Raw genomic sequence first — 26,460 nt, forward strand, 5'->3', positions numbered from 1 at the left:
ACAATTCCAACTCGAATCTATAGATTTTAACAAGGTTTTAAAACAAAAATTCCGCTGCAAGCTAAAAATAAGCATACAGCGGAATTTCAATTAGTATATTTTATAAGGTTTATTTTTTGTCATCTTTTACTTCTTCAAAGTCCGCATCCACAACATCTTCTTCACCTTTTGTCTGTCCCTCATGTGAAGCACCGTCTCCAGCTGCCTGCTCTTCGCCGGCCTGACCTTGCTGTTGAGAAGCCTCCTTATACATAGCTTCCGCAAGTGTGTGTGAAGCCTGGGTCAATTCTTCAGTTATTTTATTGATTTCAGAAACGTCTTCACCCTCTATAGCTTTTCTGAGTCGGCCTATGGCATCGTCAACACTGGTTTTTGTTGAGGCATCTACTTTATCTCCCAAATCTTTTATGGATTTTTCGGTTGCATAAATCAGTGCGTCGGCATTGTTTCTGGCTTCAACAAGCTCTTTTTTCTTCTTGTCATCTTCAGCATGAAGCTCTGCATCTTTAATAAGCTTATCTATCTCTTCCTTTGATAATCCGCTTGAAGCTGTAATCTGGATAGACTGTTCTTTGCTTGTAGCCATGTCCTTTGCCGAAACATTTACTATTCCGTTTGCGTCTATATCGAATGTAACTTCAATCTGCGGCACACCTCTCGGAGCAGGCGGTATTCCTACAAGCTCAAAACGCCCCAAAGTTTTGTTTCCGGCAGCCATTTCTCTTTCTCCCTGCAGAACATGGATAGATACTGCTGGCTGACTATCGGCGGCTGTTGAAAATGTCTGGCTTTTTTTAGTGGGAATCGTTGTGTTTTTTTCAATAAGCCTGGTCATAACACCACCTAAGGTCTCAATACCAAGAGATAAAGGTGTTACATCCAGAAGAAGGACGTCTTTCACGTCCCCTTTAAGGACACCACCCTGTATGGCAGCTCCTATTGCAACAACCTCATCGGGATTAACACCTCTGTGAGGCTCTCTCCCGAACAATTTTTTTACACGCTCCTGAACAGACGGCATACGTGTCATGCCACCAACCAGAATAACCTCATCGATCTGATTGGCTGAAAGGCCAGCATCCTTCATGGCAACCTTGCAGGGCTCTTCCAGTTTATCAAGAAGATCTGCAACAAGATTTTCCAATTTAGCCCTTGTCATTTTCAGGTTAAGATGTTTGGGACCGCTGGCATCAGCTGTAATAAACGGAAGATTTACATCGGTTTCCATAGAGGTGGAAAGCTCCATTTTCGCTTTTTCAGCAGCCTCTTTAAGTCGTTGTAATGCCATTTTGTCACTTCTTATATCAATGCCGGATTCTCTTCTGAATTCAGAGGCAAAATAATCAATAAGCCTTAAATCAAAATCTTCACCACCAAGATGAGTGTCACCGTTTGTGGCTTTCACTTCAAAAACGCCATCCCCGATTTCAAGGACAGATACGTCAAAAGTGCCGCCGCCAAGATCAAATACGGCTATTTTCTCCTCTTTTTTCTTATCCAGACCGTAAGCAAGAGAAGCGGCAGTGGGTTCGTTTATAATTCTTAAAACATTCAGGCCTGCTATCTTTCCCGCATCTTTGGTTGCCTGCCTCTGGCTGTCGTTAAAATAAGCAGGAACAGTAACAATAGCATCAGTTACTTTTTCTCCAAGATAATCTTCTGCGGTTTTTTTAATATTTGCGAGTATGTATGAAGATATTTCAGCAGGGCTGAGAGGCTTACCCTGAAGATCTATGCTCACATCTCCGTTACTAGCCTGCTTGATTTTATACGGTAGTATCTTGGAGTCTCTTTGAACCTCGGCAGAACTAAATTTGCGGCCAATCAGCCGTTTTACCGCATAGACTGTATTTTCCGGGTTTGTTATTGCCTGCCTTTTTGCTATCTGGCCGACAAGCCTTTCACCGCTGCTGGATATGGCAACAATGGATGGCGTAGTTCTGCCTCCTTCGGCATTTGTTATTACTTTAGCTTCTCCACCTTCCATTATTGCTACACATGAATTAGTGGTACCTAAATCAATACCAATTATTTTGCCCATATTTTATCCTCCTTGGACGTTTAATCCTTATATATTTAAACATTATTATTGTTTTTATTTATTAGTATCGGTTTTTTCTTTGGATACTACAACCATGGAAGGCCTGAGTAGCCTGTCATGAATCGTATATCCTTTCTGAAATTCAGATATTACAGTATTGTCAGGATGTTCCTGACTTTCTTCCTGCATCATAGCCTGATGGAAATTTGGATCAAAAGGTTTGCACAAAGATTCTATGGGTTTTACTCCATAATTTTCAAAAACCTTTTTAAACTCATTTAGTGTCATGTTAATTCCATCCACAATGCAACTGTTTACTTTCTCATCTGTTGGTGTTGAACTTATAGCCCGTTCCAGATTATCTACCACACATAGCAATTCGCTTAAAATGCTTTCATTGGCATATTTTCTAAATTCGCTCATTTCACGCGAACTCCGTTTTTTATAGTTTTCAAAATCGGCAGAAACCCTTAAAAAACGTTCATATGACTGTTTTGCTTCAAGCTCGGCAGTCTTAAGCTTTTCCCCCAGTTCCTCCAGCGGATCAGAAACTGGTTTTTTTAAATCATTTTCTGTAACATTTTCCGTTTCATTTTTATCAGGCATTTCTTCGTCTGAACTATCGCTGTCAATAGAAATATTGATTTTCTTTTTGTCAGTCATTTCTAAACCTTCTCGCTCCGGTCATGTTAATCAATATATTCCTTTTATTTGTCGTGTATATTAAAATATGTTGAAAATTTAATCATCAAAAGGAAAATAAGACTATTTAAAGCAATGTCAAGGACTAATAATTGTATTTTATACGACAAAATATGGCGGGTTTTTGAGAAGCTTGTTAGTTGCCGGGATCAACTGCGACACATACTGCATTACTTATCGCTGCTTCCTTCCGGATCTGACGAGGTTCGTAACCGTTTGTTGCGCAGTGTCCGGCAACTAACAAGCTTCTCAAAATCAATAACTCCTATTTGCAACCAAGAACTTTCTGTCAGCATATACTCTTTATATGGTTTTTTTCAAGCAAAAGTTTATCAATGAAAAGAATTATTGCTAAAATCGAACAATTATGATGAACTTATAAAAAGTTTATATAGTTTGATAGATATGGTTACAGATAAAATTATAAATGATTCAGGCAACTGTTTAATACAGAAAGTAAAAAAGACTGTTTCCGAATACAATATGATTCAAAAAAAGGATTGTGTGCTTGTCGGGGTTTCCGGTGGCGCTGATTCTGTAACTCTGATTCATATGTTAAATGAAATTGCTTTGCTATTTTCAATAACGCTTGGCATAGCCCACCTAAATCATTCTCTTAGGGGAAATGAATCTGATGATGATGCAAGCTTTGTCATTTCTTTATCAGAAAAGATGCATCTTCCTTGTTTCATTGAAAAAAAGGATGTGATTAAATACAAGACAGAAAACGGGCTTTCAGTTGAAGAAGCCGGAAGGCAAATGCGGTATGCGTTTTTTGAAGATATTGCCACAAGAGAGGGTTTTAACAAAATTGCCCTGGGGCATACGGCAAATGATAATGCAGAACTTGTATTAATGTATATGTTGCGCGGAAGCGGTCCTTTGGGTATTTCGGGCATACCTCCTGTAAGGGGTGGTCTGAAAAATAATTTATTGATTATTCGACCTCTTATAAAAACACTTAGATCGGAAATTGAAGAGTATATTTCGGCCAAATGCCTTTCACATGTTGTTGATCAATCCAACATGGATGAAAAATATTTACGAAATAAAATCCGGCATAATCTTATTCCGCTTTTAAGGCATGATTATAATCCCAAAATAGTAGAAACTTTAAACAGACTTGCTTCAATAGTACGCTCTGAAAACGAATGGATGGAAACTAACCTTGCTGCTGATTTTAACAAATTAACCCTAAAGGAAGAAACAAACAGTATCGTATTTTCCGTTTCAGGCATAAAAAATCTTCATCAGGCTGCGAAAAAAAGAATAATCAGAATGGCAATTTCAAAAATAAAAGGCAATTTGAGACGTATTACCCTTGCACATATAGAGCTTTTGTCAGCCCAACTTGATAGCGATTCGGATAAATGGAGCCTTGACCTTCCGGATCGCATAAGAGTTTCAAGAATCGGAGAAAGGCTTGCTATCACAAAAGAAAAAAGACCGTTGCGCAATATTTCTCTCAAGTATGCCGATAAAGAACAGGTAGTTTATAATTATGTAGTCAATAAGCCCGAATGTATAATTGCCAAAAAGGAGGGCTTTAAAATACAATTTTCCGAGATAAATGATAAATATCTTGAAAATATTTTCAACTCAGGGCCGGGCATAGCTTTTTTTGATATGGACAAAATATGCTTTCCTTTAGTATTAAGAAATTATCTGCAAGGAGATCGTTTTACTCCCCTTGGGATGTCCGGCTCACAAAAAGTGGCAAGATATTTGATAAATAAAAAAATAGCGGCGGAAAACCGCATAAAATTTCCTGTGTTGCTTAGTAATAATAAAATTATCTGGCTGGCGGGACATATTATTGATGATTTAGTTAAAGTAACTCCAAATACCGGAAAAATACTTAAGGCGGAACTTTTTCTTGCCTAATATCTATTTATGATTATTATTGATATAAAAATAATATTGTACGGAGGTTAAATATATTGAATCCATTTTATAAGAACCTGGCTTTATGGATAGTCATTTCTCTAATGGTTGTTATGTTGTTCAGCCTTTTCAATCAACGCCAGATTGGGGAAAACAGCTTAATTTATTCCAAATTTATTGCTATGGCTGAAAATGAACAAATCAGGGAAGTTACTATACAGGGCCAGGATCTTTATGTTATTGATACAAATAATAATAAATATAAGGTTTATGCTCCACTTGATAGTGACCTTATTAAAATTTTAAGGGAAAAAGGCGTGTCAATAACAGCCAAACCTCCTGCCGATAATCCCTGGTATATGTCTCTTCTAATTTCCTGGCTCCCGATGATAATTCTTATCGGAGTATGGATATTCTTCATGCGTCAAATGCAGTCCGGTGGTGGAAAAGCCATGTCTTTCGGCAAAAGCCGAGCACGACTTATGTCTGATACATCAGAAAAAGTTACCTTCGAGGATGTTGCCGGGATAGAAGAAGCAAAAGAAGAGCTTAGTGAAATAGTGGAATTTTTAAAGGAACCAAAAAAATATACCCGCCTTGGTGGTCGTATACCAAAAGGCGTGCTTCTTATGGGCCCTCCGGGTACAGGCAAAACACTTCTTGCGCGTGCTATTGCAGGAGAAGCAGGAGTTCCTTTTTTCAGCATAAGTGGTTCTGATTTTGTGGAAATGTTTGTAGGTGTCGGCGCCTCCCGTGTAAGAGATCTATTTATCCAGGGGAAAAAAAATGCACCGTGCATAATATTTATAGATGAAATAGATGCTGTGGGCAGACACCGCGGAGCAGGTCTTGGAGGAGGTCATGATGAAAGAGAACAAACCTTAAACCAGCTTCTTGTTGAGATGGATGGTTTTGAATCCAATGAAGGTGTTATCCTTATTTCTGCTACAAACCGTCCTGATGTTCTTGACCCGGCGCTTTTAAGGCCCGGCCGTTTCGACCGTCAGGTTGTAGTATCTTTGCCTGATATAAAGGGCCGTGAAAAAATACTTCAGGTACATATGAAAAAATCTCCTATTGCACCCGATGTAACTCCGATTATTCTTGCAAAGGGAACTCCCGGATTTTCCGGGGCAGATCTTGAAAATCTTGTTAATGAAGCGGCTTTGTATGCTGCAAAAAGAAACAAAGATAAAGTCGAAATGATTGACTTTGAAGATGCCAAAGACAAAGTTTATATGGGGCTTGAGAGAAAGTCCAAGGTCATAAAAGATGAGGACAAAAAAACTACGGCATATCACGAAGGTGGCCATGCAATTGTGGCCCGACTCCTGCCAGACACTGATCAGATAAACAAGATAACAATAATACCCAGAGGACGTGCTGCAGGCGCAACCTGGTTTCTTCCCGAAGAAAGAGATTTTAAATATAAAGACCAACTTGAAAGCCAGCTTGCTATTGCTTTCGGAGGGCGAGCAGCAGAAGAGATTGTTTTCGGCCGATTAAGCACAGGTGCATCAAATGATATAAAGCAGGCAACCGAAATCGCACAACTGATGGTTCGTGCATGGGGAATGAGCGATGAAATAGGCCCACTCTCTTATGCAAAAAATGAAGAGCAAATATTTCTCGGACGTGAAATTTCCCAGCACAGAGATTATTCGGAGGAAACTGCAAGAAGAATTGATGCAGAAATAAGCAAACTTATAAAAACATCATATTCAACAGCGAAACAAATCCTTAATGATCATATGGATATTCTGCACAAGCTTGCTGAAATACTGATTGAAAAAGAAACGGTTATGGGAAAGGAACTGGATGAGCTTATTATTTCCATGAAACCGGGTGTTATTCTGTCTTCCTATGATTCAGATGAAGATAGTAACAAACCGCCTGATGCATAAATATTTACAATGGCATCTTATAATATAGCCTGGGGCTCACACAGACTTACTCTGGGAAATACCACCCGTATAATGGGCATAGTAAATATTACTCCGGATTCTTTTTCGGACGGCGGATTATTTTTCAACCCTGCTTCAGCGATTGCTCATGGAGAAAAGCTTGCCCAACAAGGTGCCGATATTCTTGATATAGGCGGTGAATCCTCGCGTCCCTTCTCAGAACCTGTTTTGGAAGAAGAAGAAATCAGACGGGTTATTCCGGTTATAGAAAAGCTTGCAAAACGCATTTCTATTCCTATTTCAATTGATACTACCAAAGCTATTGTTGCCAAGCATGCTATTGATGCGGGCGCGAGCATTATAAATGACATAAGCGCATTGCATTCCGATGAAAAAATCGCCGAAGTTGCAGCAAAATATGGTGTTCCTCTCATTCTGATGCATATGAAAGGAACACCTGAAAACATGCAGCTTTCCCCTCATTATGATAATCTTTTTGGAGAAATTAAAAATTATCTTAAAGATGCGGCAGAAAAAGCAGTAAATTGCGGAGTAGATAAATCAAAGATTATTATTGATCCGGGAATCGGGTTTGGCAAAACAATTGAACATAATCTTCTGCTTATAAAAAATCTGAGCGAATTAACAGAACTTGATTTTCCGATTCTTATAGGAGTTTCCCGAAAAGCTTTTATAAGAAACATTCTTAAAAACAAGACAAAGAATGAATTAAAGCCCCAAGATCCTGCTGTTGAGACCGGCACACAGGCAGCCATAGCTGTAGCTGTTCTTGCTGGAGCGAATATAGTCAGAGTACATGATGTTGCAAACACCGTTTCAACCGTAAGAATTATTGACGCAATAAAAAAGGACTAACTCTTATGTTACTTGTGATCGATGTCGGGAATACAAACATTGTCATGGGAATTTATGACGGCGATAAACTTTTGAGGAACTGGCGTATCCGCACAGAACATAATACCACTGAAGATGAGTTTAATGTGCTTGCAAATGGCCTTTTTACAACAGGCGGTATAAATTCGGCAGATATCGAAAAAACAATAATATCATCTGTTGTTCCGCCTCTTGTAATAATTTTGGATTCTTTCTGCCGCAAGTATCTCGGCCATGAACCTCATTGGGTGGATGCCAAATCTTACCCCGACATGCCGATTATTAGTGGCAATCCTTCCGAAGTCGGAGCCGATAGAATAGTAAATGCCGTTGGCGCATATGAAAAATATAAAACCAGCTTGATTATTATTGATTTTGGAACAGCCACAACCTTTGATGCAATATCTGAAAAAGGGGAATACCTTGGAGGATCAATCAGCCCGGGAATAATGATAGCAGCGGAAGCGCTTTTCCAAAAAGCCTCCAAACTGCCAAGGGTTGAAATATTTGTTCCTCCGGATAAAGCTATAGGCACAGATACCGCCAGCTGTATGAAATCAGGAATCATTTTCGGCTATGCAGGACTTATTGACGGTATGGTTACAAGAATGAAATCCGAAATGGGCACAAATCCAAAGGTAATTGCTACAGGAGGTCTTGCACGGCTGATGTTTAATGTAGCAACAACTATTGAAGTCGTTGAACCCGGCCTTACGCTGGAAGGATTAAGGATAATAAGTATGAGGCTCTGAAGAAAAGGCTTTCCTTTGATTACTTGAATCCTTGAACCCTCAGGACATTAACTTTAGCCAATGGAAGTTGATTTGCGTATTACAATATAGAGTTACGACTCAAAGCTTTTTATCTTTTATATATCCTATAAAACCTTTAATGCTGTTTGTAAGAAATATCATCTCCCTTTCTTTAACGGCATCGTCCATATCAAAATAACCTGAAAGAAAAGGATCTTTTCTTAAAAGTGCCTCAGCACACCGGGAAATCAAATCACCATCAACTGATTTTTCAACTTCGCCAGTTATAACTTTTTTCCATAAACCAAGCTGATCCTGATGCTGTTTCAGCATATTTACAGCATTTTCTTCTAAACTAAGATGTCCGTAACAAATCTTAGATGGGTTCCTTGATATAAGATCGTCAATACTCTTATAAGAAAGTTCATAAAAAAATTTGGGGGGTGTCGCCGGACGCATACAAAAGCTGCCTGAAGGCAGGGAATAATATACTCCTCCGGCTTCTCCGGCAAAGAGATAATCTTTGTATATATAACTTACATGGTGGATGGCATGTCCCGGAGTTATAACCGGAATAATTGAATCATGTTTAAATTCTTGCGCACCAACAAGGCGGTCAATAGGTACCGGGCTAATCGGACCGTATGCTGTGGCAATGTTCCCAAGAGTCTTTATCGTGCCTTTCCATAATCTTTCAGGATCAGCAAGATGCGGTATTCCATCCTTATGGCAAATAATGGGAGTACCGGCAAAACGATCGGCTATTTCTGCTGCTGCACCTGCATGATCTACATGAATATGTGTTAAGAATATATAATCAAGATATGTTATTCCAACTTCATCCAAGGCATCTATCAGGGCCTGTGCTGTTGAAGATGACCCGACATCAACTACAAAAGTTATATCTCCTTTATAAAGCCATGTCCCAATAAAATTTTCAAAACCTGTCGCAACAGGTGGAAGTGTTATTAAAAATAAATTTTCGTTAAATTTTGTAATTTTATAATTTAAATCCAATTCAGTCATTACCATCAATCTCCAGCTTATGTTCTCTAAAAAAACAACTAAATTACTATATCCTTGTGAACATATGAACTTAACAGCTTATGAGCTTTTTTAAAATATTATACCTGCATAACCCACAAAACTGTCTGAAGGATTTTTATCATAGCTTGTTTGGTAAGTGATTAGTTTTGCCTTTGTTGCGCCAAGCTCTTTTCCTGTGCTTATAGCAGTTGCCGCAGCTCCGGAACAACAGGCATTTTCATTGAACAATGCTTCTTCAATTACTTTTTCAGGATTCATCTCAAGCATTGCATCTATTGCTTTTCTGTCATTTTCGTTTTTCACCCAATTAAGAGCAGAAGCCCCCGTTCCCTTTGAAACAAAACCATAGTTTACGCCATAATGCGTAAGATCGGTTGATCCCAATACCATAACTTTAAGACCAAGGCCAGTTGCGATGCTTGCTGCATCTTTTCCTATGTCAAAAGATTTTCTTACAGGAGGAACTCCCATGGGGACAATTTTAACATCTTGAAAGAAGTATTTTATAAACGGAAGCTGAAGCTCTATAGTGTTATCCTGGGTAAATCTTTGAGCGGTTTCAATTTGGAAAGAATATTTTTTCGAAAGTTCTTCAGCTATTTCCTCCTGGATTTTTATATCACCGAAAGGTGTTTCCCATGCGCCCTCTTTCATAAGGTAATTCGGAGAGCCCTTATGAAGATGCATACCAAAAATCAGAAATACATCCGGAGAGATTCCTTCTGAAAGTATTTTAATAATATTGCATGCAATGCTTCCGGAAAAATACCAGCCTGCATGCGGAACAATGCCGCCTGTTTTTTTTATACCGGTTAAATCTCCGGTTTTTGATTCTTTAATAAATGCTTTAATTTCTCTTTCACATTCTGTAGCGCTTGCCGGATACCAGCTTCCGGCAAAAACAGCTTTTCTTGTTTTCATGATAAATCTCCAATATGAATAAAAAGCATCATTTTACTTATTCGTGTCTTTCTTTTACCTGCGGCTTACCTTTAGTATTTTCATTATAAATTATCAACAGCATTGATGTTTGTCAAATTATGATACCTTGTGCCCATATCAATATCATGACAAAAGTTTGGTAATTATTATTGCAAAAACTTCCAATGGATTATATATAATTTCATATTAATTTAAATGATTGCTGATTGTTTAGGCGGATTAGTCAGTAAATATAAAAAATTTGATAAAGTTATCTTAAACAGTTTTTAGCTTAATAGAAATTCAAAAGCATGGAATACTTTATGTCAGTATATCAATACCCAAACATAGCCAGGTAAGGGAATCTATACGAGTTTTAGGAGGAGTATGAAGATCGCACGTATTTGTATTTCTGCTCTTTATACCGATAAAAAAGGTGACTACCATATCTCCAGAATTCTCTCCAATACCGGCCTCCTGGGGGCACTCGAATCAACAAACATAATCATCTATCAGCCAGGCTATCAAATATATGCCAAACGTATTTGGCATTTTAGTGGTGATGGGAAGCCCGATTCTTTATTCAAAGAAAAAGACAATATTGTTAAGCTTGATAGAATCCCCCCTAACTTTAACCACCAAAATCATTATAGAGAAATATAAGATGCATTGAGTCCAATTAGCGGACATAGTTGTGAGAACCAATCAACGTGGGAAAAATATCTTAAATTCAATCTTAAGAATGGAATTTTGGAAAAAGAAGAACTCCTCAGGCGGGCTGAATGGGAAGAAAAACGTTACTCCGCAAATTGCTTTTCTTTGGATGATCCTGCAGGTCTTACAAGGTGGATAGAACTGCTGAAATCGGGAAACGAAAGAGAAAGACAATTTGCTCTCATCGTAACACCTGACATACTGAAATATCCTGAAATTCTAGATAGAATTTTCCGAGCCCTCAATGATAAGAATCCTTGCGTAAGAGAAGCAGCCGCTGCCTGCCTAAAACAATTTGGCAAGGAATATCAAAGGTTTTTTAAAAAGAAGTATTATAAAAAGGAAAGAACCCCTTTACAGAAAGAATATACCGTAAAGCAGAACTATCTTCTGAGCAAAGAACCGGTATTGATGGAACTTGATTATAATGAGATAGGGGATATAATTGTACCCCATTTAATAAAGGCATTGACAGACGGGGAACCCAGGGTAAGAGGTGAAGCAGCTAAAGCGCTATCTTATTATTATGATGATGAAAAGGCAACCGATGAGCTTATTAAGACTTTAAACGATCAAAACGTATGGGTAAGGCTTAATGCCGCTTTCGCGCTGGGAGAGATAAGAGCTTTGAGAGCAACCGACCCCTTGCTCAATTTGCTTGAAAATAATAGTATTGATTGGCGAATTAAATTTGTTCAACAAGAGTCTATAATAGCCATTGATCAGGCTCTCCTGATCTTTTTGTCGGCATGAGAGGGCGTGTGTTTAATGCAACACCTGTAACACTTGGCAGTCAGCAAAGGGAAACCACAGAAAGGCCAAAACAAGCAAAGATTACAAAAACAACCCATAGATTAGGTGGGTTTGATGAAGAAGCCAGCAAAAAAGTGGCATTAGCATTGATTAAAAAATCGGAAGACCCTTACTTAAGGACTGAAATCATAAAGGCTATCCGCCAATTTCGAACACCGGAAGGCGAAGAGCTACTTCTTAAGGCAACTCAGGACTCTGATGAAAAGATAAGAAAACTTGCTGTCGATGGATTGTCATTGAACTCAGGTGGAAAGCCGGGGAAAATTGGGATTATTGAAACCGGAAAAGAGGAGAATACCAAAGAGCAATACTTCGATATCTTCAAGAAGTCGCTAAAAGATCCATCCGTACAAGTAAGGGCTTCATCTGTTGCAGCACTTGGCAGATCAGAGGATGACAGGGTTGTTGACCTGTTGATAGAGGCCACGCTGGATAGCGATGATACGGTCAAAACAAATGCTATCACAGCTCTTGGCCAATTTAGAAATGAGAAGATACTGGATAGTTTGCTTCCGTTCTTTCAATCAAATACGCTTGACCTTCGCCGGTCGGCAATAGATGCATTTATGTCTGTCGTCAAAAAGACTTATAAAGAGATGGTGTATGTTTATAAGATTAATGGCGTCAGGTACGTAGACAAAAATACACTAATGGTTGGGAAAGTAAACTATGTCAGTATTCGAATGGTACATCCAATGGCAGTGGGAAAACTCAAGGATATTATGGGGCTGGAGGCTCTGAAGGAAAGCCTGAATGATCCTTACGAGTCAGTGAGAAGGTATGCCATTAACTCTCTGGGTAAATACTCTGATCCAGAGTTGCTGGATTTATATCTGAAGGCATTAAAAGATCCGAAAATCGTTGTCCGAACAGCGGCGATTACTCAAATAAGCGAAAAAGCAGACGAGAGAGCCTTTGAAACAATGATTCTTCTTCTGAACGATTCTGATGCTTTTATATCGTGTAATGCAGTCAAAGCGCTGGGGGTTATTGGGGACAAACGAGCTGTTGATCCTTTAATCAAAGAGCTGAAAGATGCATTAGATAAAGAGGAGGCTGCCAGAAACATATACTTTATAACAAACACTGTTGAGGCATTAGGGCAACTTAAAGATAAGAGGGCTGTTCATGTGCTGTTAAGAGCGTTTGCAGAAAGAAAATTACAACAAAGTGTTATCAAGGCTTTCGGCTTGATCAAGGACAAACAGACTGTTGCAGTTTTAGTAAAATACGTTTCCGATAAAGAAGTCAAAGGGCGTAGTGATGCAATAAAAGCTCTTGGGGAAATAGGTGACCCTTCCATCATAGGTATTCTTGAGCCCCTTCTGCAAGACAAACAGCTTTCGGAAAAGCGTATTCTTACTGAAGCTATCGCTAAGATTCAAAAAGATAAAGCATCAGAAATACTTCTAAGAAATCTGCTTTGCTATGATGAAAAAACAGATCACGCAATAATCTTTAGCTTGGGAAACCTGAAAAAAAAATAATGAAAGATTCGGACCCTGAAATAAATAAATACGCAGACAACTCGATAAAAAGAATCATTAATACAGACAATTCGCACCATTTTTAATTCATACGCCAAATATGTTAAATTCCGTTCGGCATACCCTGAAATATATTGACGTATGTATCAAGAAATATTAAGTAAAGAAATAATCGGTCGTTTAATACAATGTGTTTAGTCGGTCTGGAAATGGGGAAAATATTATGAGGCGTTTACTCTTTCTTGTATTACTTTTGGCAGGTGTCACTACAGCTGGCGCTGCTGAGCGTATGGCGGTACTTGATCTTAAACCGGTCGGAGTTGATACAAATCTGACGTTGGCGGTTTCAGAAAATCTCAGAACCATGATAATTGAAGGTGGTAACTATAAGATTGTAGAACGTTCGCAGATCGATAAACTTCTGGAAGAATACCGGCTGATACAAAACGGCCTGACAGAAGATAGCCAGGCTCAAAAAATCGGCTCACTTGCAAATGTCGATCTGGTTCTTATCGGTAGTCTGGGCAAAATCTTTGATTGTTACACTATAAATGTCCGGATCATAAAGGTGGCAACCGGTGTAGTAGTTAAGGCACTTAAGGCTGAAATCAAATCGCCTGCCAATTTTCCTGGTAAAATAGATGATCTTGCCCTTCGCATCGGTACCCCCGGCGATTCCCAAACAACGTCAGATTCAAGCACAATTAATATCAGCGGATCATATCGAACCATTGGGTATAAATATGTTGGTCTGTTGACCATAAGCAAAGACAATGACATCTACCTGTTGTCCTGGAAGATAGATAACTCCCAGACAGGATATGTTCCTCAGTCATACAAAGGCAAGGGAATCCTTCATAGCGGAGTCTTAAGCGTCTATTACCGGAATTTAGAAGATAAGAATGACTATGGTGTTGTCGCTTATGAAGTTCTTCTGGGTGGGCAGCAACTACGAGGGCTCTACACTAATCTGGGCACTGCGGAAGAATACGGCAAGGTTAGTTTTGAAAATGGCGTAAAGCAGAACTGATCGCAAACCTTTGCCTGGTTCCATTGCTTACAGTCAGTTTTAGCATTCGCAAACCAAGACAGAAATAATGGCCATAAGAGAATACAAAATAGCTGTGCAACTCGATCCAATCAAAAATCATTTCTTCTTTTTTAAAAGCTTATAAATCGTTGGATAGACAACAAATTCCATCATAAACTATATTTTTATAATTGGTGCTGCAATCGGAATGTTGTTTCGTAAGCTTTTAACCCTACAACGATATATGAGTTAATTTAATATTGCACTACGAAACATAGCCTGCTAGAGATTTCATAAAAGCCTGAAAGGAGGGCGGACTATGTTACCAGAAAGCAGAATACAAGAAGATCCATACAAGATTCCAAAATATGATATCAAACGGACTGATATTATAGATTTTGTTGATGAATTAAAAGGATTTCATTCTGAGTTTCAGGATTGTTTTTCGCGACAAGAACCGAGAGATAATTTTTATCAATACATGGTTGGCCAACTGAGCCAATTAGAACGAAAATCCATCGAACCGATTGCGATAGCCGTGGAAAGTGCTAAGGTACGGGCGATGCAGTTTTTTGTAAGTGATGTTGTTTGGAATAATAACAAAATCATGTTGAAATATCGTAGTATGGTAAACGATGACATGGGAGATCCGGACGGTGTTCTGATATTTGATGAAAGCGGATTTGTTAAAAAAGGAACCGAGTCAGCCGGCGTCGCAAAACAATATTGTGGCAGTATCGGTAAGGTTGAAAACTGCCAGGTTGGCGTTTTTACCGCTTACGCTACCCGGCATGGATATTGTTTGCTGGACAGTCGGCTGTTTGTCCCGGAGAAATGGTTTTCAGATGAGTTCGCCTTAAGACGGGGAAAATGCAAATTCCAGCCGGGCCTATCATTTAAAACGAAGTCCCAATTGGCTGTGGAAATGCTACAGAAAATATCGCAACAGAAAACTATCCTTTTTAAATATGTGGTGGCGGATTCAATATACGGCAACAGCCCGAAGTTTATTAATGCCGTTGAAGATATACCGCAGGTTACTTATCTTGTATCTCTGCCCGCCGATACTTTATGTTGGGTAAGAAAACCAGTTATGCTTCAGAAACAATACAGATACAAAGGGGAGTTAAGGTCGAAACAGGTTTTAAAAACACCCGAGCAAAAGCCGATTTCCTTTGAAACCATAGCTAATAATACCACCAACTACTTCTGGTATCGCCGAAAAGTATCTGAAGGAACGAAAGGGCCTATCGAATATGAGTTTACCAAAAAGAGAGTGGTATTGTCCAAAAATGGATCTCCTGAAAAAGAGGTCTGGATATTGATCCGCAGGACATTGGGGACTGAGCCAATATATTCTTATTTTATCTGTAATGCCTCAGCGAGTTGTAGGCTCAAGATGTTGGTTTGGCTTAGCGGCATTCGATGGGCCATCGAACAGTGTTTTGAGGAAGCAAAAACAGAAATCGGAATGGACCACTATGAGGTCCGGAAATTTCCGGGGTGGGTTCATCATATGACGACTTCCATGTTAGCCCATTTCTTCCTCTGGCATATCAAGCTCAGATTGGGGAAAAAAGCACCGGCAATTACTCTGTCGCAGCTTAGAATTCTGATAAGGGCAATATTACCGATGCGTTATTTTGATTGTGATGAGTTAATTTCTTTAGTGGCTTGGATTCAAGAGAAAAACTACCGTGCTTATCTGTTACATAGAAAAAAGAAGATGCTGTTGCTAAACATTACTTAAATATCGTTGTAGGGTTAGGTCAGCCACAAACTTAGCTGTTCAAGGGATGGCACACTCCCATGATGCTTTACCTGCCCATCTACAACCAGAATCGGGGTCATTAATATACCTACGGAATCTGCCTTTTCCTGGCAGGGGCGAATTGCTTTATCCATCTCAGGAGACCATTGTCTGGCTATCCCGTCAATTTCCTCAAAGTCCTCAGGTTGATTTGGCGAGTTTGCTACAACCGCGTGAACGTATTCCCAGTCCTCATTGATTCCGGCCTTTTCTGCTACATGCTTTGCCGTACCGGTCTCCTTTCCAACTGACTTTGCAAACGCTTGTGCTCTAAAATCGTTGTAAATCATATGGATGATATCCAAAGGCGGACCTGTTTCATTTGCAATCCTCTCCACACGCTGCCGTGTCAGGTCACAACGGGGACAGGGAGGATCAACACCGATAATCCAGACTTCTTTTGGCATGATTTTCCTCTTCATAGTTTTTAAATTGATAGATTTGGTCTTAATTTATTTGTTCAGGTTCTTCGTTCCTCTCAGGTTTTATGAAAAATAAATGTATATCAATATGGTATAAAAATTCTAATTATGATTCAAAGAAATCTGATATTGTTCCACCCATTAAATATATGTAAGTAGCAGCCCAGTTAGTTAGAATAGTCACAGCTCCGAAAACAAACATTCCGACGCTCATTAGTGCCCAGCCGGATAATATATTTCCAATAACACATCCAGTAGCAAAAGCGGCGCCGGTTCCTAAAAGAATGCCGCCGAAAAATGCCGTAACAGTCTGTCCCGGAGGTCTCGGAAGAAAATTTATCTTTCCGGAAAGTTTTGCAGATACCCAAGCTCCAACCAACAGGCCGCTTACAAGCAGCATCAGCCATACATTCACCTTTTTGCCAGGAGCAGGCTTGGGAAGTGGTTTTATATCTGATAAGACCTTGTCGATATTCTGCTCCTTTTCGACTGAAATGCTTGGTGCTGCCGGTTTTTTGCTCCAGATAAATTTAAGTGGCCTATCCGTTAAAAGCAGTTGAAGATGCAGCACGCCATGAGTTACCCCCAAAGGATAGTTTCTTCCTACAGCCGCAGATGACATATATGCAAAAATTGCGAGAATGCCGATTGCCAGCCCCGATTGCCATGGTTTCCAGGGGCGTGTAATAACTTTTCTAAACCGGCCCCCGTCGATTGATGTAACCTCGTATGTTTTTTCACTCTGTTTCCGTTTAAACACCAAAAAAACTAAGGTCAACAATCCAAAGATACATGCAAGTGCCCAGAACGGCAAGCCTGTCAGGGATGAAAGTGTAATCGGCCCGCCGGTTTCGGATTTCAGAACAAAACCCTTCATGTAATCCTGGAATCCTTTAAACGGTCCATGCTCCACTAAAGCTATTCCTAATGGTATGCCAAGTAGTCCGGCCATGGAATTAATATTTCCGGATGCAGACTTATAAAGGCATCCGCTGACGCATCCGCCCGCCATGACAATACCTGTACCGAACAAGAGACCTCCCACAACATAATTGAGCCATAGGAATGGTTTAGGATTTAATATAATAAAACCTGTAATGTCGAGCACTGCAAAACCCACCATGCTGACAACAATAGCGATCCAGAGCCCAAAAACTTTTGAACGGTCTTTCATCATAATTACTTCACTAAAAGCGCTTGATCCGCAAAGTTCACCCTTTTTGAGGAAAAAACCGAAAAGAAAACCGATTGGTATGGCGGTTAAAACCCACACACGCGTATAAACCGCCAGTAAAGTAATTCCTGAAAGAATAACAGAACATAAAACAAAATACTTCTTCCAGTTAATTATTTTATCGGAAGATGTCATAACTATACCTCATCATATAATATTATTAAGTATCATTAATACAATTTTGCACCTTAGCTCAGACCAACCACATCCTAAATTGTTCAATAGGTGAAATGTTTGTCTGGTGCTTCACCTGCCCGGCCAAGATCAGGAATTGTATGGGCCGACCATCTTTATGAACCCTTATTCGTGTTGCAGGCCAATTGGCACAGCAACGCGCCATCTCCACACTCGCCGAATTCAAATTGAAAAACCGGATGATTAACTCCGAAACGTTTCAGGAGTGTATCCCGGATTATTCCGGACAATTGATTTGTGGCATTTACGAGTTGATCAGAAACTACAACATGGCAGGTAAGGGCCACCAATCACCACCGACAAGCCATGTATGCAGGTAATGAATGCCGCAACACCGGGAAGCTCTTCAAGAGTTCTTTTGACATCCATCAGATCCAATCCAATGGGTGTTCCATCCATTAAAACGTGAACTGATTCCTTCAAAAGAGAAAAGCAATTCACTAAAATATATACCACTATCATAAGGCTGAGTATCGAATCGATCCATAACCATGGTGTGAAATGCAAAATAATGGCTCCGGCCAAAACTGCTACAGATGTGAGAAGGTCTCCCATCATATGGAAAAACGCGCCGCGTATATTCAGGTTGTGCTTTGAATCCTTATGCAGGAGCCAAGCGGAGAATCCGTTTCCCGCTATGCCCACAAGTGCAAGAACAGCCACAAACCCGGCTCCGACAGGAGAAGGATTCGACAGTCGTTTTACGGAACGGCTCAGTATGGTAATTAAAAGCCGTTTATCCGTTGTATCCGCAAGTTTATGACCGTGTTCCATCAGCATTGACCTTTTTATAGTTTAAACTTGTTCAGATACTCCTCAAGTTTTATCTTATTTTCCTCATCAAGTTGCGGACAATCCTCTACTCCCTTAGCGCCTTCGGCCAGAAGTGCTGAAAAAACCATGCAGGTAGATTGACCGCAGTCACGGCAATTTGTTTTCGGCAGAAGTTTCACAATTTCTATAATCTTTGGCTTGGGAGTACTTTCATAGCATGGCGTGATTTCCATCCGCTTTTCCCATGTATCATTAATCTCCCGCTTGAGCCATTCAAGAACTCTGTCTGCCTCATCCTCTTTTTGTCTTCTTATAGTAAACAACAATGCGATTAATGTAATGGGGCTGATTTTTGGAATTCTTCCTCATACCATGCCCGGCCTTTTGTTTTGAGCCCGATTATACGAGTAATTGGGAACCTCCTATCTTGCAATAAGCTTTACTATCTCTTCAGGGCTTAGAACCTTTCCAACTGATTTCACATCGCCGTCAATAGCCAGGGCAGGTGTTACCATCACCCCGAAGTTGGTGATCTCCATGATGTCGGTTATTTTCTCCACCAAGCAGTCGGTGCCGATTTCTTTTACCGCTTGCTGAACATTTTTAGTGAGTTTTTCACATTTTGGGCAACCAGTACCCAGAATTTGAATTTTTTTCATGTCTGACCTCCTGTAATGATTCTTTCCTCATTCAAGACGCAGGATTGTAAGGATATGTTATGCCGTGCCCTTACACTATGACACCTGAAACACAAAATCTATTTCTGACACCCGCAATCAACATTACCGGCGATTATTTCTCTCCATTCGCCGATGACGTCATGTGTCCAGCAGTCATCAGCACCGGCTGCCTCCCGCATGACGAGAGCAAATATATATGACAGCTCCTTAACCGTTGCTCCAGCTTCCAAAGCTCCTTTGAAGTGCTTGAGCACGCAGGGCTTGGAACGACCCTTGATGGAAACGGCAAAGCAGATAAACTGATAGGTCTTCTCATCTATTGTCCGCTTACTGGCATACAACTCATCCATTTTGTCCAGCAGTTCAGTAAATTCAGGAAAAAATTCTGCAAGCATTCTCATTTTAATTACTCCTTATTTTCTTATAGTATTTAAAACTCTCTTCAAAATCAGCAGAAAGAAACAGCTCATAAATTTCTGTTTCCCTTACCTCTTATCTATAGTTCTTTCCAAGCTTTGACGGTATCACCCGTTTTATTAGAAGATGTATGTGAAACAATAATATATGCCGGCAAGTATAAAAACCACGGCAGTAATTTTCCTGGCCCAGATTTCAAATACGGACAACTTGTTGTACGCCCTTGATACCAGTTGAGTTGAAATCCCCATCAAAACAGCAATGCCCAATACAGGAAGGGCGGTTCCAATACCGTAAATGGCTGGCAGCATAATGCTGGACTCATGTTTTACCGCAACAGAAAACAGGCTGCCAAAAAATAATGCTGCTGATACGGGACAGAACGAAAGTGCAAAAACGATACCCAATAATCCTGCGCCAAGAACTCCTAAACGCTTAATTTTGCCCTGTAGCTTATTAGCAATATACCCTGCACCGTCACTTATATTAAACTTAATGATGTTGAGCAAAAGGAGTCCTGTTAAAACTAAAAAAGGCCCCATTATAATATTCATATAATTTTGAAGAAAATTTGCAACAACCGGAACTAAATTTGCGCTCGACACCAACAGAGCCCCAAGAACCGTATACGTGAGCATTCTACCAAACATATACAGAACCCCGGCTACAAAAACACCTTTTTTAGTTGATATCTGGCCTCCAATATAGGAAACAGCGGCAATGTTGGTTGCAAGCGGGCAGGGGCTTATGGAGGTCAGGATACCTAACCATAAAGCCATAACTATGGCTATCATAAAGGGTGTCACAATCTCTTGCCCTTATGACAGGTAGAGTTTAATTTCATTGCGTATATATTCTTTAAAAGCCTCCTCATTATGAACAAGCTCCCAAACTTTCTGTAGATTTTTCCACTGCTGTTCTTTTCCATTTACAATATCAGAGACAATAACGGATTTTGTGAACAACTGGTACTCCTTGGCAAAATGTTTGTTTTTCGGTTCATCCACATTGACCACTTCCATCTTAACCAATCCGGCGCTTATTTCATTTCCAAAATAATTATCTACGGTTTCTCTTGTCAGTTTCTCGATGCGCTTGCAGGTGTAACAACGATTTTTTCCGTGGAAATAATACACAATTATCTTGTGACTATTAGCTTGATTCACTTTCCCATCAGTAATATTTTGCTCTGTTGAACCGGATTCTGCTATACCTTTGGTAGTTTTATCCTCAGCACTGCAAGCAGTTTGAACAACAACGAATACCAGAATTACTGCCAAACAGAAAATCAGGCTCCCCGATTTTTTGTTTAATTCCATGAATCTACTCCTTTCTTAAGACATTATTTTCCAATCCAGGTTTTGATCTCTTCTTTCTTTGGTATCTTTCCGACACTTTTGACTTCACCGTTTATTATAATAGCCGGAGTACCTAAAACACCGTAGCCGGCAATTTGCATAATATCGGTTACTTTTTCTATATTAGCGGTTATGCCTTCTTCTGCGACTACCTGCCTGACAATTTCTTCTGTTTTTTTACACTTTGAACATCCTGGTCCTAGTACTTTAATTTCCATTTTGATTCCTTCCGGTTATAGTTATATTTGATTCATAACATCTTCGATCCCGGCCATTATTTTTTTTATTTAAAAGGCACCGTATATCATTCCGGCAATAGTGGACATGATTACGATGATAGTACAAAAAGTTGCTGTTTTCTTTACCCCCATAACGCTGCCGATTACCAGCATGTTGGGAAGCGACAGCGCCGGTCCGGCCAGAAGCAGAGCCAGTGCAGGCCCCTTGCCCATTCCGGCCCCTATTAAGCCTTGCAGAATAGGAACCTCCGTCAATGTTGCAAAATACATTAATGCTCCGGCCAGAGAAGCAATAAGGTTGGCCCAAATTGAATTGCCTCCCAAAAGCGACTGGACCCACTGATCGGGAATCAGGGCCGGATGGCCGGGCCGTCCCAGCAGAAAACCGGCCACCAAAACACCACCAGCCAAAAGAGGCAGAATCTGCTTCATAAAATCCCATGTGGATTCAACCCAGCTTTTACATTCATCTTTTGTAAACCATGCCTTGAGCATGAACCCCAGCACAATCAGCAGGGTAAAGGTGATATACCACTTGGCAGCAAAGATTGCAGGCCAAAGCCCGGCTGAGCCTTCGGCCGGTTTTGCAAATGCGGCAAATACTAGTATCAGAACCATCGTCAGAATATATAAGGTGTCTTGTAAAAGGGTTCGCTCTTTGGCATCCGAATCGGGAACATAAATTTGTCCGGCGGTTCGGGCTTCATCATCCTTTCGAAAAATTAAAGACATCAATAATCCGGTGACCACGGCAAAGACCACCGCGCCGATGGCTCGTGCCAAACCCAATTGCCAGCCTAGTATTTTTGCTGTCAGGGTAATTGCCAGAACATTGATGGCTGGCCCGGAATAAAGAAAGGCGGTAGCCGGCCCGATACCGGCTCCACGGGTGTAAATACCGGCAAACAAAGGTAACACCGTACAGGAACAAACCGCAAGGATGGTCCCGGAAACAGAAGCTACTGAATAAGACAGAAGTTTTTTTGCATTTGCCCCAAAGTACTTAAGCACGGAGGCCTGAGACACAAACACCGAAATCGCTCCAGCTATAAAAAAGGCCGGTATCAGGCAGGTCAGGACATGCTCCCTTGCATATTCCCGAAGCATCATAAAAGCCTCCAGGCCTGATTGTCTGACAATAGGATGGTTCCAGGGAATATAATAACATCCAATAAATATGGAAATAATAATCAGTAGTTTAGTCCGTTCTTTCATAGAATTACCTCCGTATTTGTGGAGCGGGTCTTATCTTATATTGTTATCAGTTTGAGCCCAACGCAGAGATCGGCAAAAATGGGCCGTTTTGAAACTGGCTCGTTTGTCTAAAGAGAAATATTTTACTTCATGCAAATATTTTCGCGTTTAATAAATGGCAGTTTTTCCACCAGCTTTAAAATTTCAGGATCGTGATTTAACCAGTGTTTAAGATTTCCTAACATATTAGATACGTAAGGACTGTCAGCACCATCTGTAAGCTGATAATTGACCCACAAACCATCTTTTCTTGAAATTACAAGTCCGGCATTTTCAAGAATTTTAAGATGCTTTGAAACACTTGGCTGGTTAATCTGCAGTATCTCCCGCAATTCACATACACACATTTTCTTATGCTGAAGCATTTTTACGATCTTGACTCTTGTCGGGTCAGAAAGAGCCTTTGTCGCCTTGATAAATTCATTCATATGACTTCCTTTATATATTCTTATATTGGAATATATTGCTATAGAATTTATTTGTCAAGCCCTATATAAATTGAATATTATTATTTACATATATCGATTCTATATCGTTATAAGAATATAGTTAAGCTATATATAAGAGACAAGATTAAAGGATAAACTGAAAAAGCTTTATTAATATGACTACTGCGAAAGAGTATAACTTGCCAGAAGGCTGCCTTTCCAGTACATGTTGGAAGGATTGTAAAAAAAATTTTTGAAAATATCGAGGCTTTCCTGGCGCAATATTCCTGAACTAATTATTATACGTCTGTTTTTGTATAACGGCGCAAGGTTTTTTATGTCACAACCTGTACCTCCACCCATAACATCTTCATATGCATATACAATCTTGCCTATACCGGAAAGCATAATAGCGCCAAAACACATAAGACATGGTTCCATGGTGCAATAAATTGTTGTTTCTTGCTTATAGATTTCATTAAAGCTTTCCATTTCTTCGAGGTTTCTTAAAGCTATCATCTCGGCATGATCAACCTCGTTTGAAATGCTTTTGGCAGTTCCTTCTCTTTTGCCTGTTGCTATAATTCTGTCTTTATATACTATAACGCAACCTACGGGAAACTCCCCTTCTTCAAGAGCTGTTTTAGCAAGATTGAGCGCTTCTTTCATAAAATATTCATGATTAATTATATTCATTGATCAAGACTCTATTCTGCAAATACTATTATCACAGGGGCAACTTCCATCAACATCATAAGCATATAAAATTCTCGATTCAGCTTCGATTCTGGCTGTGGGAATGCCGGGAAATGTAAATTTTTCCGAAAGTTTTATAAGTTCAGGTTTTGTAGGAATTGCATCAAACCCGTTTGAAATAATTTTTGCAGTTAATCCTTCAAGAATATCGGCATCCTCTCCGTTTGTAACTACTACTACCGGAATCTGATATTGGGCAATAAGCCTGGATGCAGCTATTGCTGGGCGTTGGCGGGTTGTTATAGAACCAGGGCCGTATTTAATTATCATGCATATCCGGTTTTCTAATGATACAAGAAAATCCACTTTGATTATTGCCATCTTATCTCCGGCTTGGGCTAAAAGATCATATCGCGGTTTGATATCTTTTTTTGCATATGATTTTTCATTTACAAGGAATCGGGCGATTTTTTGTCTGTAGCGTTCGTCATGTGTGTCTTCTATTGTTTCACCGGTAATTAAATCGGTTGTTTTGCCTAATATTAAATGATGACCTTCCATATTATTTTTCAACCACCATCTTTCAAATAGTTCTTTACAATTCAGTACACATGTGGATAAATCTGACAGCTATATTTAATAAAGAATCTTTATAACAGGTAATGAGTTATGTCAATTCGTGAAAATTTTGAAAAGCGTGAAGAAGGATTCATGTCTCCTTTTAGTTGCCTCAGTTCAAAATCCAAAGGGCGTATCAGACAGGAAAAACCATGCCCCATAAGAACTGCTTTCCAGAGGGACAGAGATCGAATTGTATATTCTAATGCATTCAGGAGATTAAAACATAAAACCCAGGTTTTTTTATCTCCTCTTGGAGATCATTACAGAACACGCCTTACACATACTTTAGAAGTTGCTGAAATAGCAAGAACTATAGCGCGAGCTTTGAGGCTAAACGAGGATTTAACCGAAGCTGTCGCTCTTGGGCATGATTTAGGTCATACGCCCTTCGGTCATGGCGGAGAAACAGCTTTAAAAGAAATATATTCGTCAGATTTTTCTCACAATGAACAAAGTTTAAGAGTTATAGATCATCTTGAAAACAAAGGTAACGGACTTAATTTAAGTTATGAAGTAAGAGATGGTATTTTGAAGCATTCCAAAGGCTATGGTAAAATTCTTCCTCTTGATAACCCTGACGAACTTGCTTGCACTGTTGAAGGTCAAGTTGTCAGAATTGCCGATATAATGGCTTATTTAAACCATGACCTTGATGATGCGATCAGAAGCGGTGTAATAAAAAGAGATCAAATTCCTAAAAAGTGCTCTGATGTTTTGGGCAATACGCATTCGAAGCGTGCAACAACTATGATTAGAGATCTTATTTTTTCAAGCTATGAATCCAATGGAAAATTTATTCTTAAAATGAGCGATGAGAAATACAGTGCCATGGGAATCTTAAGAGAATTTCTTTATGAAAATGTTTACCGTTCACCAAACGTGCATGGTGAATTTATTAAAGCAAAAAAAATACTTTCTGAATTATATACGTATTTTATAAACGATAAAATATTGTTTCGCAAAGAACTGGCAAACATGGAAATGATAGATATATATAAGAAAAAGAGCCTTGGCGAAGATACCTATGAGAGAATTGTATGTGATTTTATAGCCAGCATTACAGATCGTTATGCTATTGAGCTTTACTCTAAAATCTTTTTACCAGCACCCCTTGTTTGATGAGCATATATTAAAATGAATCCGTTAGTCGAAAAAATAATATCCCAGGAAGAAAAATATTCAAATCTTTTGAACAGACTTGAATTAATTTATAATAAAATGGATGATAAGTATAATAAACTTTGCAGTTATTACGGATTTTATTGTACGGGATGTGTAGACAATTGTTGTTTCACACGATTTTACCATCATACTTTTGCAGAATATCTCTTTATAAAAAAAGGTTTTGAAACACTTGATCTTGTAAACAGAAATGATTTAAAAGTAAAAGCCGATTTAATATGCAAACAGACAATCGAGCTGGATAACTCGGGTTTGCCGGTTTATCTTCTATGCCCTTTAAATCATGATGGAATGTGCGTGTTATATGCATACCGTCCCATGATATGCAGATTGCATGGTCTTCCTCATGAACTTTTGTTACCAGGAAGAGAAAATAAGTTAAGTCCAGGATGCGATGAATTTAAAGTACAATGCGACTCCAAAGAGTATATGAAGTTTGACAGAACACCTTTTTATGCCGAAATGGCAGCTCTTGAAAAAGATATGAAAAAAGCATTGGATATCTCCGAAAGAATAAAAATGACGATAGCCCAGATGCTTATAACCCTGTAGCAAAGCATTCTTATCACTGGCACTCCTATAGCTTCAACCATCCTACACACCTGCTGGAACGGATATTAAGAAAACATGCAACAGGCATTGAAACGGGTCAAGGCCAATAAAGGAGCTCCCGGTATCGATAAAATATCGATAGAGGATTTTCCCGGCTTTGCCCGTGAGAACTGGAAAACTATCCGTGAATCGCTGTCAGATTGCAGCTATTGAGGAGTTCTTCCAGGAAAAAGACACCGAGTTATTGCTTGGTAATCATATCGAACCGGGACTTTTCAGTGACTTTAATGTCGCTCGTGTTCTTGATAAAGTTTTCGATACCGGCACGCAGAAGATCTTTTCAAAGATCGCGCAAAATGCCATCAACATATTCGATATCGATCCACAGCGGGTTCACTTTGATACCACA

General features: G+C 39.5%; 29 protein-coding genes, 1 other RNA gene and 1 pseudogene. 12 read left to right on the forward strand and 19 right to left on the reverse strand.

Annotated elements, in window-relative coordinates; translation table 11 throughout:
• Nucleotides 1-109 precede the first annotated feature (109 nt).
• The 3 genes from dnaK to ffs form a co-directional block, all read right to left on the reverse strand.
• Nucleotides 110-2,041, reverse strand: a complete 1,932-nt coding sequence (gene dnaK, locus KKC46_04855) for a molecular chaperone DnaK (GenBank protein ID MBU1053146.1) — start codon at nt 2,039-2,041, stop codon at nt 110-112.
• Between the two features lie 54 nt (nt 2,042-2,095).
• Nucleotides 2,096-2,704, reverse strand: a complete 609-nt coding sequence (grpE, locus tag KKC46_04860) for a nucleotide exchange factor GrpE (protein ID MBU1053147.1) — start codon at nt 2,702-2,704, stop codon at nt 2,096-2,098.
• Nucleotides 2,705-2,881: 177 nt separating this feature from the next.
• An RNA gene (ffs, locus tag KKC46_04865) (signal recognition particle sRNA small type) lies at nt 2,882-2,979 on the reverse strand.
• A 112-nt stretch (nt 2,980-3,091) separates the two neighbouring features.
• Between ffs and tilS the strand changes: the two genes are divergently transcribed.
• The 4 genes from tilS to KKC46_04885 are packed head-to-tail and all read left to right on the forward strand — an operon-like array spanning nt 3,092 to nt 8,177.
• A complete protein-coding gene (tilS, locus tag KKC46_04870; GenBank protein MBU1053148.1) occupies nt 3,092-4,627 on the forward strand; it encodes a tRNA lysidine(34) synthetase TilS in 1,536 nt (511 codons plus the stop codon).
• Between the two features lie 56 nt (nt 4,628-4,683).
• Complete coding sequence (gene ftsH, locus KKC46_04875; GenBank protein ID MBU1053149.1) at nt 4,684-6,531, forward strand: ATP-dependent zinc metalloprotease FtsH; 1,848 nt, start codon at nt 4,684-4,686, stop codon at nt 6,529-6,531.
• 9 nt (nt 6,532-6,540) lie between these two features.
• Nucleotides 6,541-7,407, forward strand: a complete 867-nt coding sequence (gene folP / locus KKC46_04880) for a dihydropteroate synthase (protein ID MBU1053150.1) — start codon at nt 6,541-6,543, stop codon at nt 7,405-7,407.
• Nucleotides 7,408-7,412: 5 nt separating this feature from the next.
• Nucleotides 7,413-8,177: a type III pantothenate kinase gene (locus KKC46_04885; GenBank protein ID MBU1053151.1), complete on the forward strand. Its 765-nt coding sequence runs from the start codon at nt 7,413-7,415 to the stop codon at nt 8,175-8,177.
• Between the two features lie 99 nt (nt 8,178-8,276).
• Here KKC46_04885 and KKC46_04890 read toward each other — a convergent pair whose 3' ends face one another.
• A complete protein-coding gene (locus tag KKC46_04890; protein ID MBU1053152.1) occupies nt 8,277-9,203 on the reverse strand; it encodes an MBL fold metallo-hydrolase in 927 nt (308 codons plus the stop codon).
• A gap of 90 nt (nt 9,204-9,293) precedes the next feature.
• On the reverse strand, nt 9,294-10,145 hold the full coding sequence (gene amrB, locus KKC46_04895) for an AmmeMemoRadiSam system protein B (protein MBU1053153.1): 852 nt from the start codon (nt 10,143-10,145) through the stop codon (nt 9,294-9,296).
• Nucleotides 10,146-10,532: 387 nt separating this feature from the next.
• On the opposite strand from amrB, the gene KKC46_04900 reads away from it, so the two are divergent.
• The 5 genes from KKC46_04900 to KKC46_04920 all read left to right on the forward strand — a co-directional run bounded on the left by KKC46_04900 (nt 10,533) and on the right by KKC46_04920 (nt 15,939).
• Complete coding sequence (locus KKC46_04900) at nt 10,533-10,808, forward strand: hypothetical protein (GenBank protein MBU1053154.1); 276 nt, start codon at nt 10,533-10,535, stop codon at nt 10,806-10,808.
• An 87-nt stretch (nt 10,809-10,895) separates the two neighbouring features.
• Complete coding sequence (locus KKC46_04905; GenBank protein MBU1053155.1) at nt 10,896-11,612, forward strand: HEAT repeat domain-containing protein; 717 nt, start codon at nt 10,896-10,898, stop codon at nt 11,610-11,612.
• A gap of 8 nt (nt 11,613-11,620) precedes the next feature.
• Nucleotides 11,621-13,159 (forward strand): HEAT repeat domain-containing protein, encoded by a 1,539-nt coding sequence (locus KKC46_04910; protein MBU1053156.1) that lies wholly within the window; start codon nt 11,621-11,623, stop codon nt 13,157-13,159.
• 223 nt (nt 13,160-13,382) lie between these two features.
• Nucleotides 13,383-14,189 carry a CsgG/HfaB family protein gene (locus KKC46_04915; GenBank protein ID MBU1053157.1) on the forward strand — a complete coding sequence of 269 codons (807 nt, stop codon included), beginning with the start codon at nt 13,383-13,385 and terminating at the stop codon, nt 14,187-14,189.
• Between the two features lie 319 nt (nt 14,190-14,508).
• Nucleotides 14,509-15,939 carry an IS701 family transposase gene (locus tag KKC46_04920; GenBank protein ID MBU1053158.1) on the forward strand — a complete coding sequence of 477 codons (1,431 nt, stop codon included), beginning with the start codon at nt 14,509-14,511 and terminating at the stop codon, nt 15,937-15,939.
• 14 nt (nt 15,940-15,953) lie between these two features.
• Here KKC46_04920 and KKC46_04925 read toward each other — a convergent pair whose 3' ends face one another.
• The 14 genes and pseudogenes from KKC46_04925 to KKC46_04990 form a co-directional block, all read right to left on the reverse strand.
• Nucleotides 15,954-16,406, reverse strand: a complete 453-nt coding sequence (locus KKC46_04925) for a thioredoxin family protein (protein ID MBU1053159.1) — start codon at nt 16,404-16,406, stop codon at nt 15,954-15,956.
• A 121-nt stretch (nt 16,407-16,527) separates the two neighbouring features.
• Nucleotides 16,528-17,790 carry a YeeE/YedE family protein gene (locus KKC46_04930; protein ID MBU1053160.1) on the reverse strand — a complete coding sequence of 421 codons (1,263 nt, stop codon included), beginning with the start codon at nt 17,788-17,790 and terminating at the stop codon, nt 16,528-16,530.
• Between the two features lie 315 nt (nt 17,791-18,105).
• Nucleotides 18,106-18,624, reverse strand: coding sequence for a cation diffusion facilitator family transporter (locus tag KKC46_04935; GenBank protein MBU1053161.1), 519 nt, complete (start codon nt 18,622-18,624; stop codon nt 18,106-18,108).
• A 14-nt stretch (nt 18,625-18,638) separates the two neighbouring features.
• Nucleotides 18,639-18,857: a hypothetical protein gene (locus KKC46_04940; protein ID MBU1053162.1), complete on the reverse strand. Its 219-nt coding sequence runs from the start codon at nt 18,855-18,857 to the stop codon at nt 18,639-18,641.
• A gap of 78 nt (nt 18,858-18,935) precedes the next feature.
• Nucleotides 18,936-19,036 (reverse strand): annotated as a pseudogene (locus KKC46_04945) (arsenical-resistance protein).
• Nucleotides 19,037-19,046: 10 nt separating this feature from the next.
• Nucleotides 19,047-19,283, reverse strand: a complete 237-nt coding sequence (locus KKC46_04950) for a TM0996/MTH895 family glutaredoxin-like protein (GenBank protein ID MBU1053163.1) — start codon at nt 19,281-19,283, stop codon at nt 19,047-19,049.
• Nucleotides 19,284-19,381: 98 nt separating this feature from the next.
• Entirely contained in the window at nt 19,382-19,705 is a 324-nt protein-coding gene (locus KKC46_04955; protein ID MBU1053164.1) for a carboxymuconolactone decarboxylase family protein, read from the reverse strand.
• A gap of 135 nt (nt 19,706-19,840) precedes the next feature.
• Nucleotides 19,841-20,527 carry a sulfite exporter TauE/SafE family protein gene (locus KKC46_04960; protein ID MBU1053165.1) on the reverse strand — a complete coding sequence of 229 codons (687 nt, stop codon included), beginning with the start codon at nt 20,525-20,527 and terminating at the stop codon, nt 19,841-19,843.
• Between the two features lie 12 nt (nt 20,528-20,539).
• Nucleotides 20,540-21,040 carry a hypothetical protein gene (locus tag KKC46_04965; protein MBU1053166.1) on the reverse strand — a complete coding sequence of 167 codons (501 nt, stop codon included), beginning with the start codon at nt 21,038-21,040 and terminating at the stop codon, nt 20,540-20,542.
• Between the two features lie 23 nt (nt 21,041-21,063).
• Entirely contained in the window at nt 21,064-21,297 is a 234-nt protein-coding gene (locus KKC46_04970; protein ID MBU1053167.1) for a TM0996/MTH895 family glutaredoxin-like protein, read from the reverse strand.
• 69 nt (nt 21,298-21,366) lie between these two features.
• Entirely contained in the window at nt 21,367-22,533 is a 1,167-nt protein-coding gene (locus KKC46_04975; GenBank protein ID MBU1053168.1) for a permease, read from the reverse strand.
• Between the two features lie 122 nt (nt 22,534-22,655).
• The gene (locus KKC46_04980; GenBank protein ID MBU1053169.1) at nt 22,656-23,000 is read right to left on the reverse strand and encodes a metalloregulator ArsR/SmtB family transcription factor; all 345 of its coding nucleotides are present in this window, start codon (nt 22,998-23,000) and stop codon (nt 22,656-22,658) included.
• A gap of 180 nt (nt 23,001-23,180) precedes the next feature.
• Nucleotides 23,181-23,687 carry a nucleoside deaminase gene (locus tag KKC46_04985; GenBank protein MBU1053170.1) on the reverse strand — a complete coding sequence of 169 codons (507 nt, stop codon included), beginning with the start codon at nt 23,685-23,687 and terminating at the stop codon, nt 23,181-23,183.
• A gap of 12 nt (nt 23,688-23,699) precedes the next feature.
• The gene (locus KKC46_04990; GenBank protein MBU1053171.1) at nt 23,700-24,257 is read right to left on the reverse strand and encodes a type I restriction enzyme HsdR N-terminal domain-containing protein; all 558 of its coding nucleotides are present in this window, start codon (nt 24,255-24,257) and stop codon (nt 23,700-23,702) included.
• A 108-nt stretch (nt 24,258-24,365) separates the two neighbouring features.
• Here KKC46_04990 and KKC46_04995 point away from each other — a divergent pair, with 108 nt between their 5' ends.
• From KKC46_04995 to KKC46_05005, 3 genes are all read left to right on the forward strand, one after another.
• Nucleotides 24,366-25,436: a deoxyguanosinetriphosphate triphosphohydrolase gene (locus tag KKC46_04995; protein ID MBU1053172.1), complete on the forward strand. Its 1,071-nt coding sequence runs from the start codon at nt 24,366-24,368 to the stop codon at nt 25,434-25,436.
• 15 nt (nt 25,437-25,451) lie between these two features.
• A complete protein-coding gene (locus tag KKC46_05000; GenBank protein ID MBU1053173.1) occupies nt 25,452-26,051 on the forward strand; it encodes a hypothetical protein in 600 nt (199 codons plus the stop codon).
• Between the two features lie 157 nt (nt 26,052-26,208).
• The coding region (locus KKC46_05005) for a DUF4277 domain-containing protein (GenBank protein MBU1053174.1) at nt 26,209-26,460 on the forward strand (252 nt) is incomplete at its 3' end.

The sequence above is a fragment of the Pseudomonadota bacterium genome (genome assembly GCA_018817425.1).
Classification (GTDB): domain Bacteria; phylum Desulfobacterota; class Desulfobacteria; order Desulfobacterales; family RPRI01; genus RPRI01.